The sequence below is a fragment of the Paenibacillus sp. FSL H8-0317 genome, assembly GCF_045040685.1.
Taxonomy (GTDB): Bacteria; Bacillota; Bacilli; order Paenibacillales; family Paenibacillaceae; genus Paenibacillus.
This window is the reverse complement of the sequence record NZ_CP150294.1, coordinates 113,100-130,813: the sequence shown is the minus strand read 5'-3', so window position 1 is coordinate 130,813 and position 17,714 is coordinate 113,100. Positions and strand designations below refer to the sequence as shown.

Annotated in this window: 15 protein-coding genes; 3 read left to right on the top strand and 12 right to left on the bottom strand. The window is 47.0% G+C overall.

All coding sequences use genetic code 11. The annotated features are described in order from the left end of the window. Positions 1-89: 89 nt before the first annotated feature. The 4 genes from fba to rpoE all read right to left on the bottom strand — a co-directional run bounded on the left by fba (position 90) and on the right by rpoE (position 4,445). Positions 90-944, bottom strand: coding sequence for a class II fructose-1,6-bisphosphate aldolase (gene fba / locus MHB43_RS00615; RefSeq protein ID WP_036607263.1), 855 nt, complete (start codon positions 942-944; stop codon positions 90-92). A gap of 260 nt (positions 945-1,204) precedes the next feature. Further along, the gene (locus tag MHB43_RS00610; protein ID WP_017691292.1) at positions 1,205-1,591 is read right to left on the bottom strand and encodes a response regulator; all 387 of its coding nucleotides are present in this window, start codon (positions 1,589-1,591) and stop codon (positions 1,205-1,207) included. Positions 1,592-1,820: 229 nt separating this feature from the next. Continuing rightward, positions 1,821-3,425: a CTP synthase gene (locus tag MHB43_RS00605; protein WP_076217010.1), complete on the bottom strand. Its 1,605-nt coding sequence runs from the start codon at positions 3,423-3,425 to the stop codon at positions 1,821-1,823. Positions 3,426-3,878: 453 nt separating this feature from the next. Further along, entirely contained in the window at positions 3,879-4,445 is a 567-nt protein-coding gene (gene rpoE / locus MHB43_RS00600; RefSeq protein ID WP_405131101.1) for a DNA-directed RNA polymerase subunit delta, read from the bottom strand. Positions 4,446-4,907: 462 nt separating this feature from the next. On the opposite strand from rpoE, the gene MHB43_RS00595 reads away from it, so the two are divergent. Then, entirely contained in the window at positions 4,908-6,062 is a 1,155-nt protein-coding gene (locus tag MHB43_RS00595) for a S8 family peptidase (protein ID WP_221824824.1), read from the top strand. Positions 6,063-6,350: 288 nt separating this feature from the next. Here the strand turns inward: MHB43_RS00595 and argS are convergent, their stop codons facing one another. The 5 genes from argS to MHB43_RS00570 all read right to left on the bottom strand — a co-directional run bounded on the left by argS (position 6,351) and on the right by MHB43_RS00570 (position 11,874). After that, the gene (gene argS / locus MHB43_RS00590; protein ID WP_221824822.1) at positions 6,351-8,030 is read right to left on the bottom strand and encodes an arginine--tRNA ligase; all 1,680 of its coding nucleotides are present in this window, start codon (positions 8,028-8,030) and stop codon (positions 6,351-6,353) included. Then, complete coding sequence (locus tag MHB43_RS00585; RefSeq protein WP_017691299.1) at positions 8,027-8,452, bottom strand: DUF1934 domain-containing protein; 426 nt, start codon at positions 8,450-8,452, stop codon at positions 8,027-8,029. The genes argS and MHB43_RS00585 overlap by 4 nt, the downstream gene beginning before the upstream one ends. Positions 8,453-8,717: 265 nt before the next feature. Beyond that, positions 8,718-8,987: a DUF6171 family protein gene (locus tag MHB43_RS00580; protein ID WP_237178610.1), complete on the bottom strand. Its 270-nt coding sequence runs from the start codon at positions 8,985-8,987 to the stop codon at positions 8,718-8,720. Beyond that, the gene (locus tag MHB43_RS00575) at positions 8,987-10,468 is read right to left on the bottom strand and encodes an alpha-N-arabinofuranosidase (protein ID WP_339181074.1); all 1,482 of its coding nucleotides are present in this window, start codon (positions 10,466-10,468) and stop codon (positions 8,987-8,989) included. The genes MHB43_RS00580 and MHB43_RS00575 overlap by 1 nt, the downstream gene beginning before the upstream one ends. Before the next feature lie 218 nt (positions 10,469-10,686). Continuing rightward, complete coding sequence (locus MHB43_RS00570; protein ID WP_339181071.1) at positions 10,687-11,874, bottom strand: hypothetical protein; 1,188 nt, start codon at positions 11,872-11,874, stop codon at positions 10,687-10,689. Between the two features lie 392 nt (positions 11,875-12,266). Between MHB43_RS00570 and MHB43_RS00565 the strand changes: the two genes are divergently transcribed. Further along, a complete protein-coding gene (locus MHB43_RS00565; protein WP_017691304.1) occupies positions 12,267-12,398 on the top strand; it encodes a hypothetical protein in 132 nt (43 codons plus the stop codon). Between the two features lie 308 nt (positions 12,399-12,706). Here the strand turns inward: MHB43_RS00565 and speB are convergent, their stop codons facing one another. Both speB and speE read right to left on the bottom strand, forming a co-directional pair. After that, positions 12,707-13,576, bottom strand: a complete 870-nt coding sequence (speB, locus tag MHB43_RS00560) for an agmatinase (protein ID WP_237178613.1) — start codon at positions 13,574-13,576, stop codon at positions 12,707-12,709. 16 nt (positions 13,577-13,592) lie between these two features. Further along, positions 13,593-14,420, bottom strand: a complete 828-nt coding sequence (gene speE / locus MHB43_RS00555) for a polyamine aminopropyltransferase (RefSeq protein ID WP_017691306.1) — start codon at positions 14,418-14,420, stop codon at positions 13,593-13,595. A 412-nt stretch (positions 14,421-14,832) separates the two neighbouring features. On the opposite strand from speE, the gene MHB43_RS00550 reads away from it, so the two are divergent. Beyond that, a complete protein-coding gene (locus MHB43_RS00550; protein WP_405131100.1) occupies positions 14,833-16,911 on the top strand; it encodes a transglycosylase domain-containing protein in 2,079 nt (692 codons plus the stop codon). A gap of 198 nt (positions 16,912-17,109) precedes the next feature. Here the strand turns inward: MHB43_RS00550 and MHB43_RS00545 are convergent, their stop codons facing one another. Continuing rightward, the gene (locus MHB43_RS00545; protein WP_017691308.1) at positions 17,110-17,613 is read right to left on the bottom strand and encodes a YwhD family protein; all 504 of its coding nucleotides are present in this window, start codon (positions 17,611-17,613) and stop codon (positions 17,110-17,112) included. Positions 17,614-17,714: the final 101 nt, after the last annotated feature.

The following is a 17,714-nucleotide window of genomic DNA, read 5'->3' as shown; positions in this document are numbered from 1 at the left end:
CTTCCGATGTAGAAATAAGGTGTGAAAATGGAAAGACACCGGCTAGGCGGTGTTTTTCCATTTCACAGTATGGAACTGGTAAAGATAAATTACGCTTTGTTGTTAGAACCAAACTCGCGGATTTTACCTTTAACGGTTTCTTTGATTGCTTCACGGCCTGGTACGATGAATGTACGTGGATCGTAAGCATCTGGTTTAGCAGCAAGCACTTCACGAACCACTCTTGCAAAAGCAATTTGGTTCTCTGTGTTTACGTTGATTTTGGATGTACCCAGGGAAATGGCTTTGTCGATGTCGTGTTTAGGAATACCTGTACCACCGTGCAATACGAGTGGAACTTGTACCGCGTCACGAACTTCTTCCATTTCTTTGAAGCCCAGGTTAGGCTCGCCATGGTAAGGACCGTGTACGGAACCAAGAGCTGGTGCCAATGTATCAATACCTGTTTCTTTAACGATACGGATACACTCGTTCAGGTCAGCATACATAATGCCGCCGATAACGTCGTCTTCTTGTCCGCCTACAGTACCTACTTCAGCTTCTACAGAAACGCCTTTAGCGTGTGCATATTCAACAACTTTTTTAGTCATTTCGATGTTCTCATCGATAGAGTGGTGGGAACCGTCGATCATAACGGATGTGAATCCAGCATCGATCGCTTCTTTACACTTGTCGAAGCTTGAACCGTGGTCCAGGTGAATTGCAACTGGAACGGTGATTTTCATGTCGTGAATGAGTCCTTCTACCATTTTAACTACAGTGTAGAAGCCACCAATGTGACGTGCTGCGCCTTCGGATACACCCAAGATTACTGGGGATTTCTCTTCTTCAGCAGCACCAAGAATCGCTTGAGTCCACTCAAGGTTATTGATGTTGTATTGACCAACTGCATATTTTCCTTCAAGTGCTTTGTTCAACATGTCTGTCATAGATACTAATGGCATGGTTTCAATCCTCCTAGGGGTTTGGGTTGTGTCTATGGTTTTTAGCCGAAATCACATACGGGCTTATTATACCACATCCCATGTCAAATACTAAACAAGCATTTGCAAAAATGCTGTGCTTTGCAGCACAGTTTTCATAGACACCGCTTTATAACTTCCACATTTCCAATATTCCCCGGATGTAGGAGTGAAATACCCAATTCTCCCACCAAGCACCTTCTATGTTCTCCACACGCAAAAAAATCCTGTATCAACAGGATTCAGCTGCATTTATTGGCAGTACCATTGCGAAGTTGCATATTCACAGCCACTCGCATCTCATCGATATCAAACGGTTTCGTAAAGTGCATGAGCGCTCCGAGATCTGTTGCTTCCTTAATCATGTCCAGTTCACCATAAGCGGTCATCATGATCACCTTGATACCCGGATCAATCTCTTTAATATGCTTCAGGATTTCAAGACCGTCCATCCCAGGAATCTTCATATCGAGCAATACCAAGTCAGGCTTGTCATTATTCACAATCTCCAGAGCAACCTTGCCGTTGGGTGCTTGAAACGTGTTATACCCCTCACTGCTGAACACTTCCATTAACAGGATTCGAATACCATTCTGGTCATCAACAATCAAAACTTTTTTATCTTCCACTCTGTAACCTCCTAGAATTAGGAAAGCATGCACATCATCGAATCTGGATAACTATCCCATAGTCGTCATGATAAGTATTCTACCTCTTCCATTAAAATCCTGCTACCTTCACAAAATGACAAAAAGCATTTCCACCTGCTCTTTATACAAAAAAAGGGATGTTCCGGCAGCCGCTATGGTTGCCAGGAACATCCCCAATAATCTATTACATTAACACTAAAAACATGTATTACTTCTGCGCATTCTCCAGAGAAGCTTTTACAAACTCACGGAACAATGGTTGCGGACGGTTTGGACGGGAAGTGAATTCCGGATGGAATTGTACCGCCAGGAACCATGGGTGTCCTGGAAGTTCAACGATCTCAACCAGACGTCCATCCGGAGATGTACCCGAGATAACCAGTCCTGCTTTTTCGATCGTTTCACGGTATTCATTGTTGAACTCATACCGGTGACGGTGTCTCTCATATACCAGTTCGTCATCATAACAAGCCATCGCCAAAGAACCTTCTTGAAGCTTACAAGGATACAGACCCAGACGCATCGTTCCACCCAGATTCTCGATATCTTTTTGCTCAGGCAACAGATCGATCACCGGGAATTCCGTGGCCGGATTAATCTCGGAACTGTTCGCGCCATTCAAACCAACGATGGAACGTGCATATTCAATAACGGAAACCTGCATACCCAGGCAAATACCGAAGAACGGGATTTGTTTCTCACGAGCATAACGGATTGCCGATACTTTACCTTCAATACCACGATCTCCGAATCCGCCAGGAACAAGGATACCGCCAATACCATGCAACAGGTCGCCTACATTCTCATCCGTAATATCTTCAGAAGGAACCCAGCGGATTTTCACATCGGCATTGGATGCAAATCCTGCATGAGACAACGACTCAACAACACTCAGGTATGCATCATGAAGCGCTACATATTTACCAACAATAGCGATCTCAACTGTATGCTCCAACTTGTTGATCCGGTCAACCAGTCCTTCCCACTCGCTCATATCCGGTGCAGGAGTAGTCAGTTTCAGGTGATTTACCACGATCTCATCCAAACCTTCTTCACGCAGGTTCAGAGGTACTTGATACAACGTGTCTGCATCACGACATTCAACCACGGCATTCTCATCAATGTCGCAGAAGAGAGCGATCTTGGCTTTCATGTCTTTAGACAATTCATACTCTGTACGGCATACAATCACATTTGGTTGAATACCGATGCTTCGTAATTCCTTAACACTATGTTGCGTTGGTTTTGTTTTCACTTCACCAGCTGCTTTGATATAAGGAATAAGTGTTACGTGGATATACATCACATTGTCGCGACCTACATCACTTTTGATCTGACGGATAGCTTCCAGGAAAGGCAAACTCTCAATGTCGCCCACTGTTCCGCCAATTTCCGTAATAACCACATCCGAACCCGCTTCACGCCCAGCGCGGAATACCCGCTCTTTGATCTCGTTCGTAATGTGTGGGATAACTTGTACCGTTCCGCCCAGATATTCCCCGCGCCGCTCTTTGCTGATGACGGAAGAGTATACTTTACCAGTCGTGACGTTGCTGTTTTTGGAGAGATTGATATCAATAAAACGTTCATAGTGGCCAAGGTCCAGATCCGTTTCCGCGCCATCATCCGTTACAAAAACCTCGCCATGCTGATAAGGACTCATTGTCCCTGGGTCGATGTTAATATATGGATCAAATTTCTGGATCGTTACCTTAAGCCCTCTGTTTTTCAGCAATCTGCCCAGAGAAGCAGCCGTAATCCCTTTGCCCAGGGAGGACACAACTCCGCCCGTCACGAAAATATACTTTGTCACTGTTATTACCCTCCTAATATAAGTACAGAAATTCAGGCGATATATGGTGTTATCGTAACCTGTTTCCCAGGTAATCATCGTTAAAAAGAGCAATGGCAGAAATTCCCTGCATCTGCGAACTGCTCTTTCTGCGAAGACGGTTTAAATAAACATTGTTTTACAGCAAAAAATGGTGCAAACATTCCGGTAGCCTTCATTCCATTTCGTGTTTTTGATATACAAAAACGGGCCACGAAATGTTGGCCGGGAGCATGTGGAATTGAAAACATTTTGCAAAATTATGCCTCTAAAAATACAAAAAAAAGTACTCCCGCAGGACGGGGCACCTTCTATAAAAAACATAAATATATTGTCGCTCATTCATAAGCCCATGCAATAGTTTACCCGTTACCCCGTCTGCTGTCAAGGCTGACTATTCCGGGGAAACGGGTAAATTATAGACGTCAAAAATGACTACCGATTATCAGAATCGTCGTCAAATTCATCCTCGTTTTCGGACTCTTCTTCGTCTTCTTCGAGGTCTTCATCTTCCAGATCATCATCTTCAACCAGCACTTCTTCTTCGCTGTCTTCTTCGTCAAAGATGTCATCTTCGTCTTCATCTTCTTCGTCTTCTTCTTCTTCTTTATCCGTGCTGTCGAAGTCTTCATCACTGTTATAGCTGTCTTCTTCACCGAAGTCTTCATCTTCCAGATCATCGTCTTCATCGTTGATGATACGCGGACGCTTCGCACCCGTCATGGAATCTTCTGTTCCAGCTACCGGATACCAGCGCTTCAAGCCCCACAGACTTGTACCGACGCAAGCAAAACGACCATCGATATTAATCTCGGTATATAGCTGGGCGATAAACTCGTTGATTTCTTCATCAGTCATTCCGCGCTGCTTCGCTACCTCATTCATCAAGTCACGATAGTAATACGGCGTATTAGCCGCTTTCAGCACCATAAAGGCAAGGTCCACCAAAGGGATCTCTTTTACCTTTTCTTTATCAATTTTCAAATTGAGCGAGGTACTCACTGCAGACACTTCCTCTCACACAAAATTCACTTTTTAACCCCTACGAACTGGACTGTTACGTATAACATATCCATTAACAAACCTAAGTAAAACCTATTTAGCGTTAAAAAGCAAGTTTTTATGTACGGATGTGACGCAAATGCGGAGAGCAGCAACAATATGTCCATATATTAAACGTGAAGTGGCATCGATCCCACAGAAATATCCTCTATTGCCAAAGAGACAACTCCATCATAAAAAAGACGGAGTCCCCTCCGCCTTCTGACTGTATACCCTTGGAGGATTACTCCTCACCAGGTTCCCCGCAAGAGCCCTCTAGCTCTCCATCCATCATATGTCTCTGCGCCCGTTTTGACACGAAGAGAATGTGTTTTTGTAAAAAAAGGGCAAGTTCCCCATGCGGCGGGATGAGCGCATTCATAGAATACCTCAGCATGTTCATCCCGAAGGGGGCTGCCCATTATGGACTATACTGGTTTATTGCATCAATTGATTGACGGAATGCGACGCCCTGAACCAGAACAAGGAGGGCGATATTTGATCCGATTTGCCAAACCGCAGCAGTACGAGGCCTGTCTCGTAGAATTGTCCCGAATGCGGAATGAATTCACCGATCTTGGGGTTGTCCGTTCCTCGCGACTGGCTCGTTCCATTATCGCTCCAGTCCAACGCCCGGAGGACCTATACCGCTATGGGGATGAGATTACAATTGAAGCAGACGTACCCATCTCCCTCCATGCCACCGCACTCCACAGCAAACCAAGCAATGCCCAGGGCATACCCTGGGGAGTGAAGCAGATTCGGGCGCCCAAAGTATGGTCTGTTTCTACCGGACACCGGATTAAAATCGGTGTGATTGATACAGGTGCTGATTATCACCATCCTGATCTTCGTTATTCCCTGGCACGCGGAATCAATCTGTTAAACCGCAGCCTGCTTCCTCATGATGATAACGGACACGGTACCCACATTGCAGGGACTATCGCTGCTGCCAACAGTACCGCAGGCATGATTGGTGTAGCGCCACGCTCCCTGATCTATCCAGTAAAAGCATTTGACCACAACGGATCGGCTTATGTATCCGATATTGTACTTGGCATCGACTGGTGTGTGCGCAACAAGGTCGATATCATCAATATGAGCTTTGGCATGAAAACACGCAGCAAGGCGCTTCTTGACGTTGTCAATCGTGCGTACCATGCTGGAATCGTTATTGTTGCTTCGTCAGGAAATGACGGCAAACGCCGCAGTATTGATTACCCTGCACGGTATCCCCAGACCATATCTGTTGGGGCAACTGACAAAAACAGACGTATTGCATCCTTCAGCAATCGTGGCGCATATGTGGATGTCTATGCACCCGGTGATAAAATTGTCTCCTCCTGGGTACAAGGCAAACATCACGAGATGAGCGGCACATCCATGGCGACGTCCCATGTGAGTGGCGCTATCGCCTTGCTGCTCTCCAAACATCCGGGGTTATCCCCTAGTGAAATCAAGACACTCGTCAAACGTGCTACGATCCCGCTGCGCGCCCGCAAGACCACCACCGCAAAAAGCAAGGTGCGCGGTGGTGAGATTGATGCCCTGAAGCTAATGCAAGAGGGCGGTGAGTGAGCCAGCTCTGTCAGCCGTCAGCAGAACTTGATTGAGGCTCGTGGCGAAACGCAGTAGCCCGGCCCAGGCAGTACGCACGAGGGAGTATTACGGAGCGGCTGAGACCCTAGATTACGCCTGCTATGATGTCAGGGCAGGCTAGTGTGCCTTGGATGGGTCAGGCATTCCGTTTTCTTCAACTCAGGGTACACAACAAAAAAAGTCTCCATGTACCACGTTGAAGGCACTCAACGTGGACATGGAGACTTTTTGCCTTAGGCAGAGCGGGATAGGCCGCGAGCCTGGAATTTACATTTTGTCAGGAGCGGTCACGCCTACCAGACGAAGCGCTGTTGCGATAACGGTACGTACAGCACCGATCAGTGCCAGACGTGCTTGAGTTTGCTGCGCATCTTCCGTAATGACACGTTCTGCACGGTAGTAGCTGTGGAACAGGGATGCCAGCTCGTATACATAACGGATGATACGATGAGGCGCATATCCTGTTGCTGCTGCCGAGATTTCCTCAGGCAGCTCTCCCATTTTGCGGAGAAGGTCATACTCGTGCTCTGTTGTCAGCTTGGACAGGTCAATCTGTGCCAGTGGCAACAGCTCAATACCCTGTTCTTCAGCCTGACGATATACGCTGCATACACGGGCATGCGCATATTGTACGTAGAATACCGGATTCTCATTGGATGTCGAAATCGCAAGGTCCATGTCAAAGTCCAGATGGGAGTCCATACTGCGCATTGTGAAGAAGTAACGGATGGCATCAATGCCGACTTCATCCATCAGATCTTCCATCGTTACAGCTTTACCTGTCCGTTTGGACATCTTCACTTTTTCACCGTTCTGGAACAAGCTCACCATCTGTGCAATCAAGACCACCAGTTTCTCAGGGTCATTGCCCAGTGCTTGCATCGCGGCTTTCATCCGTGGAATATATCCATGGTGATCGGCACCCCAGATGTTAATCATCGTGTCGTATCCACGAGCATATTTGTCGCGGTGATAAGCAATATCTGGTGTCAGATAAGTATACGTGCCATCGTTCTTGATCAATACACGTTCTTTGTCGTCACCGTACTGCATCGTTTTCAACCAAGTTGCTCCATCTTGCTCATAGATCTCATTGCGGTCACGCAATTCATCAAGTACTCGCAGCACTTCTCCGTTGTCATACAGGGAAGTTTCGCTGAACCAGATGTCAAAGTTAACACGGAAGCGATTCAAGTCACGTTTGATCTTGTCCAGTTCCTTCTCCAGGCCAAAGTCACGGAAATAAGCCGCACGGTCACCCGGATGCATGGACAGCAATTCGTCACCCTTTTCAGCAACAAGTTGCTTGGCGAATCCTTTGATATCTTCACCGTGATAACCGTCTTCAGGCATCTCAGCATCCTGACCCAGCTCTTGCAGATAACGAGCTTCAATGGAACGAGCCAGATTAAACACCTGATTACCTGCATCATTAATGTAGTATTCACGGGTTACATCATATCCTGCGTAGTCAAGGATGTTACATAGTGCATCACCTACAGCTGCTCCACGGGCATGGCCCAGATGCAAACTGCCTGTCGGATTGGCACTGACAAACTCCATCTCGACTTTGCGTCCTTCTCCGATGTTAATTCTTCCGTAGTCTTCACCCTGCTCCTGCACAAGCGCAAGTACTGGGTAAAGGTAACTCTTGTCCAATTTGAAGTTGATGAATCCTGGACCAGCAATCTCAGCCTTCTCGATTCCGGCTTCTGCCAGATTCAGATTGGCAATGATCTCTTCAGCAATCTGACGCGGATTGCGCTTGGCAATCTTGGTCAGCTGCATGGCAGCATTGGTTGCCAAGTCCCCATGTGTTTTCTCGCGCGGCACTTCCAATGTGATGGCTGGCAATTCCTCCTGCGTAACAATTCCGGCCGTCACAATGGCGTTGCCGATGGCCGTGCTTACCCGTTCGTTAATCGTATCTAGTGGATTACGTGTCATGAAATTGGTTCCTCCTGTATATGCAAACTAATCGCGAAATGTCCGGATTCTTCATCAAAGCGGTAAAAGTCGTAGCTCCACGCTGCGCGTGCGCTCAATCCCTGAATGGAAAGTTCCAGCTTCTGTGTATGCGTGGACAGGGCAAATGACATGTATGGTGATCGGTAGAAACCAGGAAGCTTCCGATTCAACTCAAAAGTCTGCTCCGATTCCACCTCACCGTGACGTATAATCTTGATGGATTGTCCGCCCAACTTCAATGTTGTACGGGTTGTACCTCCCTCAGGTCCAACCTGCGGTTCTTCATAACGAACATAAAGAACGGACCCTTTTAACACAGCTTCACCCTGCATTTCCTGCAGCACATCTTCACCTTCATAACGGCTGTGCAGCCGGATGTGTACCGGTCGCATGTTCGACATGAATGTTAACCTCCATTATATTCGAGGCGACGCAAAATCAGGCACGGCTGGTGAGAACAGCCCTTCCCGTATTGTTGTGTCGCTATACGCGCTCATATTCCCGGATAGCTCGCTATCCTACACTCTACTGTATAACTATATCCAGTTCCCTCGCTCAATTCAAATCCAAATTCAGAGTTTTTTCCTCATCAAGCCAAAAAAGAAGAGCCGCACCTGTAAAGTGCAACTCCCTTTTGCTTCATTATAATAAGATTCGTTCATCCGATCAGGCCCATTGCGATTCATAAGGAAAAGGACATGTTGACTCACTCAGCTTCGCTCGTACCTGTACGAGACAACCACAATGCCGACAAGTTGTGCCATATTGCAATCCCGGACAAGCAGAGCAGATGGAGAGCCGACGTTCATATTCCTCATCCTGTACCGTCGGACGCGAACGCGAGGCAATCTCCACAAGTCTGGCCATTTTGGCATCGCTAATCTTCACATCGTACTGATCATTACAGCCCTTGCAAGGTTCCTGCCTTTTCATCATTAACCCTCGACAGCGATGACCCCAACCGATGCTGGTGGAAGGACAAAACGCAAGGTGTTATTCTCCAGTGTGAGTCCTTCCCACGCCACAGGCTGAACTCGGTTCGGCTGTTCAAAGGTATTGAATGCACCAAAATCAGTATGGTGCAGAATCTGCCCGGTTACTTTAGCGGCTTGAGCTGCGTCCAGCTGGCATACAACTTCCAACTCATCCGTGTGGCTAAGATTACAAGCCGTCACGTGAATGACCCCATCCTTGTTGCGGGAGGCTGACAAGCTGAGCTGAGGAATGGTTTCTTCTCCGAAGGTATACCCAGGGCTTTCATAATTCAAATCCAGTCGCTGCGCATCCATATGAACCTGATACATATCAAATACATGATACGTAGGGGTCAGGAGCATTTTGTCCCCTTCCGTGAGCACAAGCGATTGAAGCACATTGACGATCTGCGCAAGATTTGCCATGTGTACCCGTTTATTATGTTGGTTGAAAATATTCAGATTAACACCTGCAAGCACAGCGTCCCGCATCGTGTTCTGTTGATATAGGAATCCTGGATTGGTTCCCGGCTCAACGTTATACCACGTACCCCATTCATCCACAATAATGCCGACTCTGCCCTCTGGATCATATTTGTCCATAATCTCGGAGTGCTTCACCAGTAATTCATCCATATGGAGCGTTTTTTTCAAGGTGGTAAACCATTCAGCTTCACCAAATCCTGTAGCTGCGCCTTTATCATTCCACTCTCCTGTAGGGATAGTGTAATAATGAAGACTGATTCCATCCATAAAGCGAGCAGCCTCCCGCATCAGGACTTCCATCCATTCATAGTTACCTTCGTTCGGTCCGCAAGCGATTTTATAAATCTCGTTTCCGGAATAGTTACGTACATATGTAGCATACCGGCGATATTCATCCGCATAATATTCAGGGCGCATATTGCCGCCGCATCCCCAGTTCTCATTTCCCACGCCAAAATACTTCATTTTCCACGGTTCTTCCCTACCATTACTCTTACGCCAGTTCGCCATCGGGGATTCGCCGTCAAATGTGATGTACTCCACCCATTCCTGCATCTCCTGCACTGTACCGCTACCCAGGTTGCCACTAATATATGGCTCCGTGCCGAGCAACTCACATAATCTCAAGAATTCATGTGTACCAAAGTGATTGTTCTCTTCCACACCGCCCCAGTGTGTATTGATCATACGAGCACGCTCACTCTTCGGACCTACACCATCTTTCCAGTGATATTCATCGGCAAAACAACCGCCTGGCCAGCGAAGTACTGGAATATTAAGCTTCTGCAAGGCCGTTAATACATCATTTCGAATCCCATCCGTATTCGGAATAGGTGAATCTTCTCCTACCCACAGCCCCTCATAAATACAACGTCCCAAGTGTTCGGAAAAGTGACCATATATATTGCGATTTATTAATCCTTTATCAGAATCCGCCTTTAAAATAACATCAACCATGATTTCAACCTCCATATAATGTATTGTTATCGCTTACAATAACTCGTTTTAGAGTAGGTTTCAACCGTTTTTATTTCTACACAAACAAGCCTCTTCCTGTGTAATTGATTAGGAAGAGGCTTGTTTGTTATAGAAATTCATACAGAGACTTACCAAATTGATTTTTATACATTTCTAATTTGGATTTGCCCGTTTATTATTTCAGAATAAGAGACTACTTAATCCTGCTCTGAAGGCAACAACATTTTTTGTGTCCACGTCGTTCCACCATCTGTAGTCTGATAGATCACAGGAGAGTTATCACTTGTGACTACGAGCCAACCCGTCTTGGCCGATGGGAACGAGATACGGGAACTGTATCCCGGATCTTTCAGGTCAATATTTTTCCACGTGGAACCTGTATCATAAGAACGTCCAATACCCACTTTGCCAGCTGCGGGTGAACCTGCAGACAGATACGCCGTCTGATTACCAATCAACGCCATGTTGCCGGGATGACCACCCGGGTTGGCTGGTCCGTTTCCTTTGCCCGTACTGTTTGTACCCGGTGCAGGACCTCCCCCTGCTGTGGATTGTGCAAATACTTGGGTCCAGTTCTTGCCTTGATTACCGCTCGCATAGAGGGAGTACGATTGTTGGGACATGCCTGCATCACCATACAAAAGGGCCCATACTTGCTGGCCATGTGCATACAGATCCCCTCCGCTCCATGTGTCTGAGACAACTCGAAGAGAGGTTGTCCAGTTCTTGCCGCCATCACTCGTTTGCTTCAGATGATATCCCGATCCAGGTACAACCACGACGGCATACCCTTGTTTCTCTGTTGCAAAGGCAGCTGCACGCGTGTTGGCAGGTGTATTCATTTTACTCCAGGTTACCCCGCCATCCTTCGTCTGATATGCACCATTATAGGTGTAACCATAACCTACATCTTTATTGCGAAAATCAATTCGCTTGAATTGAATGCCCGGCGTATCGAGCCGCGTCCAGTGCGATCCCCCATCATGGGTACGGATCAGATAGGTTGCAGGTGAATCCTTCACTCGCGCCAGCGCATATCCGTTCACATTATTCGGAAAATCAAGCTGAGTGAATTGCCACTGCCCGGTATATATGGACTGCCACGTACATCCTGCATTCGAAGTACCGATCAGGAAGCCTTCACCCCCAGCTCGTCCAGTCGTATCATTAAGAAAATCAATGTCAGTAAATTGCAGGTGTTGCTCTTCCACACCGCTACCCTTTTTTAATGTAGCAGATAGTCCATGATCTCCCTTTCCACATGCCTGTGAGGATGCAGCGTTAGCACCTGATAGCGTATGTACCGGACCCATCCCCCAAGCCAGCGTTAACGATAATGCGAGTGCACCAATCCGTTTCCATGTCATTGTACTCTTGGTTGTCATCGTAACACCTCCTTCTATGGTTTTACCCAAATTTGATGGTTCTAACGTAACAATCTGATTAACCCCGATGACAATTTCGCAAGAAAAAAACCACCTTTACCCATGATTGGATCATGTAGGCAAGGGTGGTTGATTACTAAACGTTGTGTACTCTAAGTTAAATGGGAAATGTCCTGATACCAAGGATAACAAAACTGATACTTAAGAAAAGGCATAAATATTAAGATGGAGTCATGCCAAGGCAGGAAACCTGCATATGCGAGCTATACTAACACAAGCAAAAAATGGTAGAGACAAGGGAACATACGTGCTATAATTAATGTTATGGACTTTTGAATATCGGTGGATGTTTTCCAGACCACGGCGCAGCTTCCCGAAAGGGGGTGACGTCGTTGGTCAAACTTGTGGCGTTGCTTGATGTAATCCGATGGATTGCTGCGATCCTCAGTATTGTACTGAGTGGGCGAAAGCTTTACCGTTGGTTGCGCAAAAAGTTTCGTAGCAAGCGAAAACCCACCTCATAAGGTCGGAAGCCTGACGGTGGGTTTTGCTTGAATAGCATTATTTAGTTCATGCGCGCCGTGGCAATCCACAGCCTTTCGGGTCCTAAGAGTCTTTACCGTTGGCAGCGGTAAAGGCTCTTTTTAGTATATGACCGAACCCGATCACCATATACTTCACGAATGTAATATATCAATTAATATACTACTGAATACTTATGTAGTCAGTATAGCACAGCTCTGTACAAAAGTTAACAATACAAAACGCCCTCCCCTGCGCAAAGTTGAACCCGCGCAGACAGAGAGCGTTATACTTATCGATTATTCTGTGATTATTTCACGAATCCAAGCAGCATTTCACGGATCAGCTTTGCAGCTACAATCTGTGTCTGTTGTGTTGGATCATAGATTGGTGCAACTTCAACCAAGTCACAACCAACGACATTCACATCAGATCCTGCGATCATATGAACGGCTTCCAGCAGTTCCTTGGACGTAATGCCGCCCGCTTCTGCCGTACCTGTTCCTGGTGCTGCTGACGGATCAAGCACATCGATGTCGATAGTTACGTATACCGGACGATTACCCATCTTCGGAAGAGCTTCCTTCATCGGAGCTGCCACTTCAAATGGATAGAAGTTGATGTTCTCGCGACCATACTGGAACTCCTCACGGGAACCGGAACGGATACCGAACTGATAGATGTTTTTGCCCCCCATCAACTCAGCCGCTTTACGCACTGGTGTGGAGTGGGACAATGGCTCGCCTTCATAGTTTTCACGAAGGTCAGCGTGAGCATCAATATGAATCAGGATAAGATCCGGGTATTTCTTGTACATCTGTTGGATGACTGGCCAAGTTACCAGATGCTCGCCACCGAGTCCCACTGGGAATTTGTCGTCAGCGAGCAGACTGCCGATGTATTCATGAATTACCTCAAGGCTGCGTCCCGCGTTACCGAAAGGCAAGAGCAGGTCTCCAGCGTCAAAGTATGTCATGTCTACAATGCTTTTGTCGAGATATGGGCTGTACTCTTCAAGTCCAACCGATGCCTGACGGATATGAGATGGGCCGAAGCGGGAACCCGGACGGAAGCTGACGGTGTAATCCATTGGCATACCATAGATAACCGCTTTGGAGTTCTCATAATCCTCAGAGCTGCAAATAAATACGTTTCCTGAATAAGCTTGATCCAGTTTCATTAATGATTTCCCCCTTTTATTTCGTTAAATCTTCCACGAATTTAGGAAGTACAAATGCTGCTTTGTGCAGACGCGGAGAGTAATACTTGGTATCCATCTCCGGGATTTGTGTCTCATCCACTTCGAGCGGGTCATGTTTCTTGCTACCCATGGTGAATGTCCACAAACCACTTGGATAGGTTGGAATATTACAGCCGTACACATGTACGATCGGGAAGATTTCTTTGACGTCTTTGTTCACCTTCTGGATCAGATCGGCCTTGAACCAAGGGTTGTCCGTTTGGGCAACGAAGATTCCGTCTTCTTTCAATGCTTCGTAGATGCCTTGATAGAACCCACGCTCAAACAATGGCGCAGCCGGGCCTACAGGCTCCGTCGAGTCTACGATGATCACGTCGTATTCATTTTTATGTTCAATAATATGCATGTAGCCGTCGTTTACGAGCACTTCAACATTAGGCTCGTCCAACTTACCGGCGATTTCAGGCAAATATTTTTTGGAGTATTCAATAACTTTACCGTCGATTTCGACGAGAACTGCTTTTTCTACAGCAGCATGTTTAATGACTTCACGAATGACTCCGCCATCGCCGCCACCGACAACCAGAACTTTTTTCGGATTCGGGTGAGTGTTCAGCGCAGGGTGTGCCGCCATTTCGTGATATACGAATTCGTCTTTTACAGTCGTCATCACCATGCCATCAAGGAGCAACATGTTACCGAATTCTTCGGTCTCTACCATGGCCAAATCTTGGAAATCCGTTTTCTCTGTAACATAGGTCTGCTTAATCTTCGCGGTGATCCCGAATACCGGGGTCTGTTTCTCCGTAAACCACAATTCCATAATCTCTACCTTCTTTCCGTAAAGTTAATGATCAGCCATACCCGATCAAGCGCTGTGCACTATAATCGGTTCGCCCAAGCACGTCCAGCGTTCGGCGCCATATCGCGTTATCATTGCTGGCCTGCGGGAAAGGTCCGCGGTTCACTTCATTATATAGATTAAATTGACCAGAGCGTGCAGAGCGTCTGACTAATCAATGAATCAATGACCATTCGTCTGTTCGTCCTTACGCGCTTTAGTATCTTGTGCCGAATCTTACCTTTTCATTACCCTTTTGCATTATACGCGATTGACGTTTATACTGCAAAACGGTTTTTAAGGCGAAAATGCTACATTTTGTTTGCTTATGCACCCGATTGAATATCCCTGCCAATCAAGTCCCATACTGGAAGAAAAGAGAGGAGCCCGTTCCATGACCAAGCCAAATCAAAAGACCCGCAAACGCGGGTTCCCTGTACGAAAATTCATTAAAAACCTGTCTCTGCTCGCCGTGCTCGCTATACTTGCTACCGCTGCAGGATTAGTCTATCTATACGCAACCAGCCTGCCCCTCGCAGACTCTGACCGGAATTCCAGATTACTGGACAGTCAAGGTGAAGTCATCGCTACCTTCTCCGCAGGTGGCAAAGACTCTGTACCCGTTCAACTGGAGGATATAGCTCCAGATCTGGTCAATGCCACTCTGGCTGTAGAGGACCGCAAATTCTATAATCACTACGGGTTCGACGTCCAAGGGATGGGACGGGCTGTGCTCGTTAACCTCGAACATATGCAGATGTCGCAGGGTGCGAGTACATTGACTCAACAGCTGGCGCGTAACCTGTATCTGTCTCATGAGAAAACATGGACTCGCAAAGCCAAGGAAGCCATGTACACGGCGCAATTGGAGATGAAATACAGCAAGGATGAAATTTTGCAGATGTATTTGAACGAAATCTATTATGGGCATGGTGCGTACGGAATCGAAGCAGCTTCACGAATGTATTTTGGCAAATCAGCCAAACAGCTGGATCTCGCAGAGAGCGCCATGCTGGCAGGAATCCCGAAAGGACCTACCTACTATTCACCCTATAACCATATGAAGAATGCCAAAGACCGGCAGAAGATTGTGCTGAATGCCATGGCGGATATCGGCAAGATCACCCAGGCTGAAGCCGATAAGGCCTATGAGAAAATGCTTTCGTTCAAACCGGAAAGTGAGCGTAAAACGGTGGAAAGTGCCCCGTATTTCCGTGACTATATCCGGAGTCTGGCCATCAAAGAGCTGGGAATCAGTGAAGCGATGCTGGATCATGGGGGATTAAATATCTACACCACCCTGGATCTGCGTGTACAAAAAGCAGCTGAAGACGCCATAGCGAAGGGTATGGATGCCAAAAGCGAGCTGGAGACGGCTCTCGTGTCCATCGACCCTCGTACAGGCTACATCAAAGCCATGGTAGGCGGCAAGAATTACCGCACCAATCAGATTAACCATGTACTGGCGACCACACGCCAGCCAGGTTCGGCGTTTAAACCCATTATGTATCTGGCAGCCCTGGAATCCAAGCAGCTCACCAGCGCATCCATATTTAACAGTGAACCTACCCTTTTTCACTATGACAATGACCGCAAAACCTATAAACCCGGCAACTTTGGAGACAAGTATCTGGGTGAGATTGATCTAAGACAAGCGATCGCCGCTTCAGATAATATCTATGCGGTGAACACCATTATGCAGATCGGTCCTGAACAGGTTGTGAGTATGGCGAAAAACCTTGGCATTACAAGCAACCTGAGCGCCGTACCTTCTCTTGCACTGGGAACGTCACCTGTCAGTCCGCTGGAGATGGCGTCAGCCTTTTCCGTCATTGCTGCTGGTGGACAACGGACGCCACCTGTCGCCATTCTGCAAGTAACAGATTCCGCAGGACGTGTACTCTATGAATCGCCTCAAACCAAGGCTGAGACCGTCGTGGAACCTGCAGCAGCTTATGTCCTGACTCGTTTAATGGAAAGTGTCTTCGAAAATGGAGGAACGGGTAACCGGGTGTCTAAGGCGATCAAACGTCCGGTTGCCGGAAAGACGGGAACGACCAATACGGATGCCTGGCTGGTTGGGTTCACACCCGAGCTCTCCACCGCTGTATGGGTAGGGTACGACCAAGGCAAAGCCATCTCGACTTCGGATGGTCGCCGGGCGGCGCCGATCTTTGCCCAATTCACAGAGCAGGCTCTTGCGAGCGTACCACCCAAAATTTTCACCGTACCTGATCATGTCGTAAGTGTCTATATTGATCCGGAATCCGGCAAGCTGGCAGGCAACGGTTGTGAAGAGAAACGATTGGAAGTTTTTATTGATGGCACTGAACCGACAGAGGTATGTCATGGTACGGCGGATGATTCGGATTCTGGAGAAGATGAGAAGACCCGTCAGGTACAGAATCAACAAGGCATACAGGAAGAGAAACATTCCTGGTGGGGAGATTTCAAACGTTGGTGGGTAGAATGACGCAAATACGCGATGACTTAGTTACGTCACCTTTGACCTCTGATTATATTGATCATTTGGAAATTCACTTCGGATGAAAACTCATAATTATTCAGATCGATGAATACTGTTAATGAACAAGCAAAAAGGCCCCAACCGAATTTTCCGGTTAAAGGGCCTTTTGCTTTTTTTCTTTTATACTGTGTTGAATGATCTAACTTAGGCAAGTGCTTCCTTCAATACGTCCGGAGAAGCATTCCACCAGTCTTCGTTGTGTGAGATCAACAGTGTCTTAAGTGCAGCTCGAGCTTCGGGTCCAAGCTCATCCAGCATGAAGCGACGCTTCAAGGCATAATCCATGCGATTCACATGTTCGGCCAGCAGTTTCCATCCACGTCTTGCTTCCGTATCAATCCACATCTCACATGCCGTTGCTCCACCATACAGTTGGCCTTCCTCCGTGCGATCGACAGCTACCCACACCAGCCATACCTGGCGTCCGTTGGGCACATCCTCACGATTGGTAGAGAACTTGATATTGCGTTCCACTTTACTCTTCGCATGCATCGCACCAATATCGATTTTGGCTTCGCCATTATCAATAATGACCGGGGAAAGGTTATTCAGTTCAATGGAGCCTGCACCGAAGCCTTTATGCTTGCTTTTTGCACTAACGATATTCAAGGCAATCTGTTTTTTGCCGTTTTGCTCGTTTTGGTCCATGTTTATAGCCTCCAAGGGTTGATACAAATATTTTAACTAATAATTGCCCCATTGCAAACATATACATGCTGTAGATGCTTGTCAACGGGAGGTATTTAACG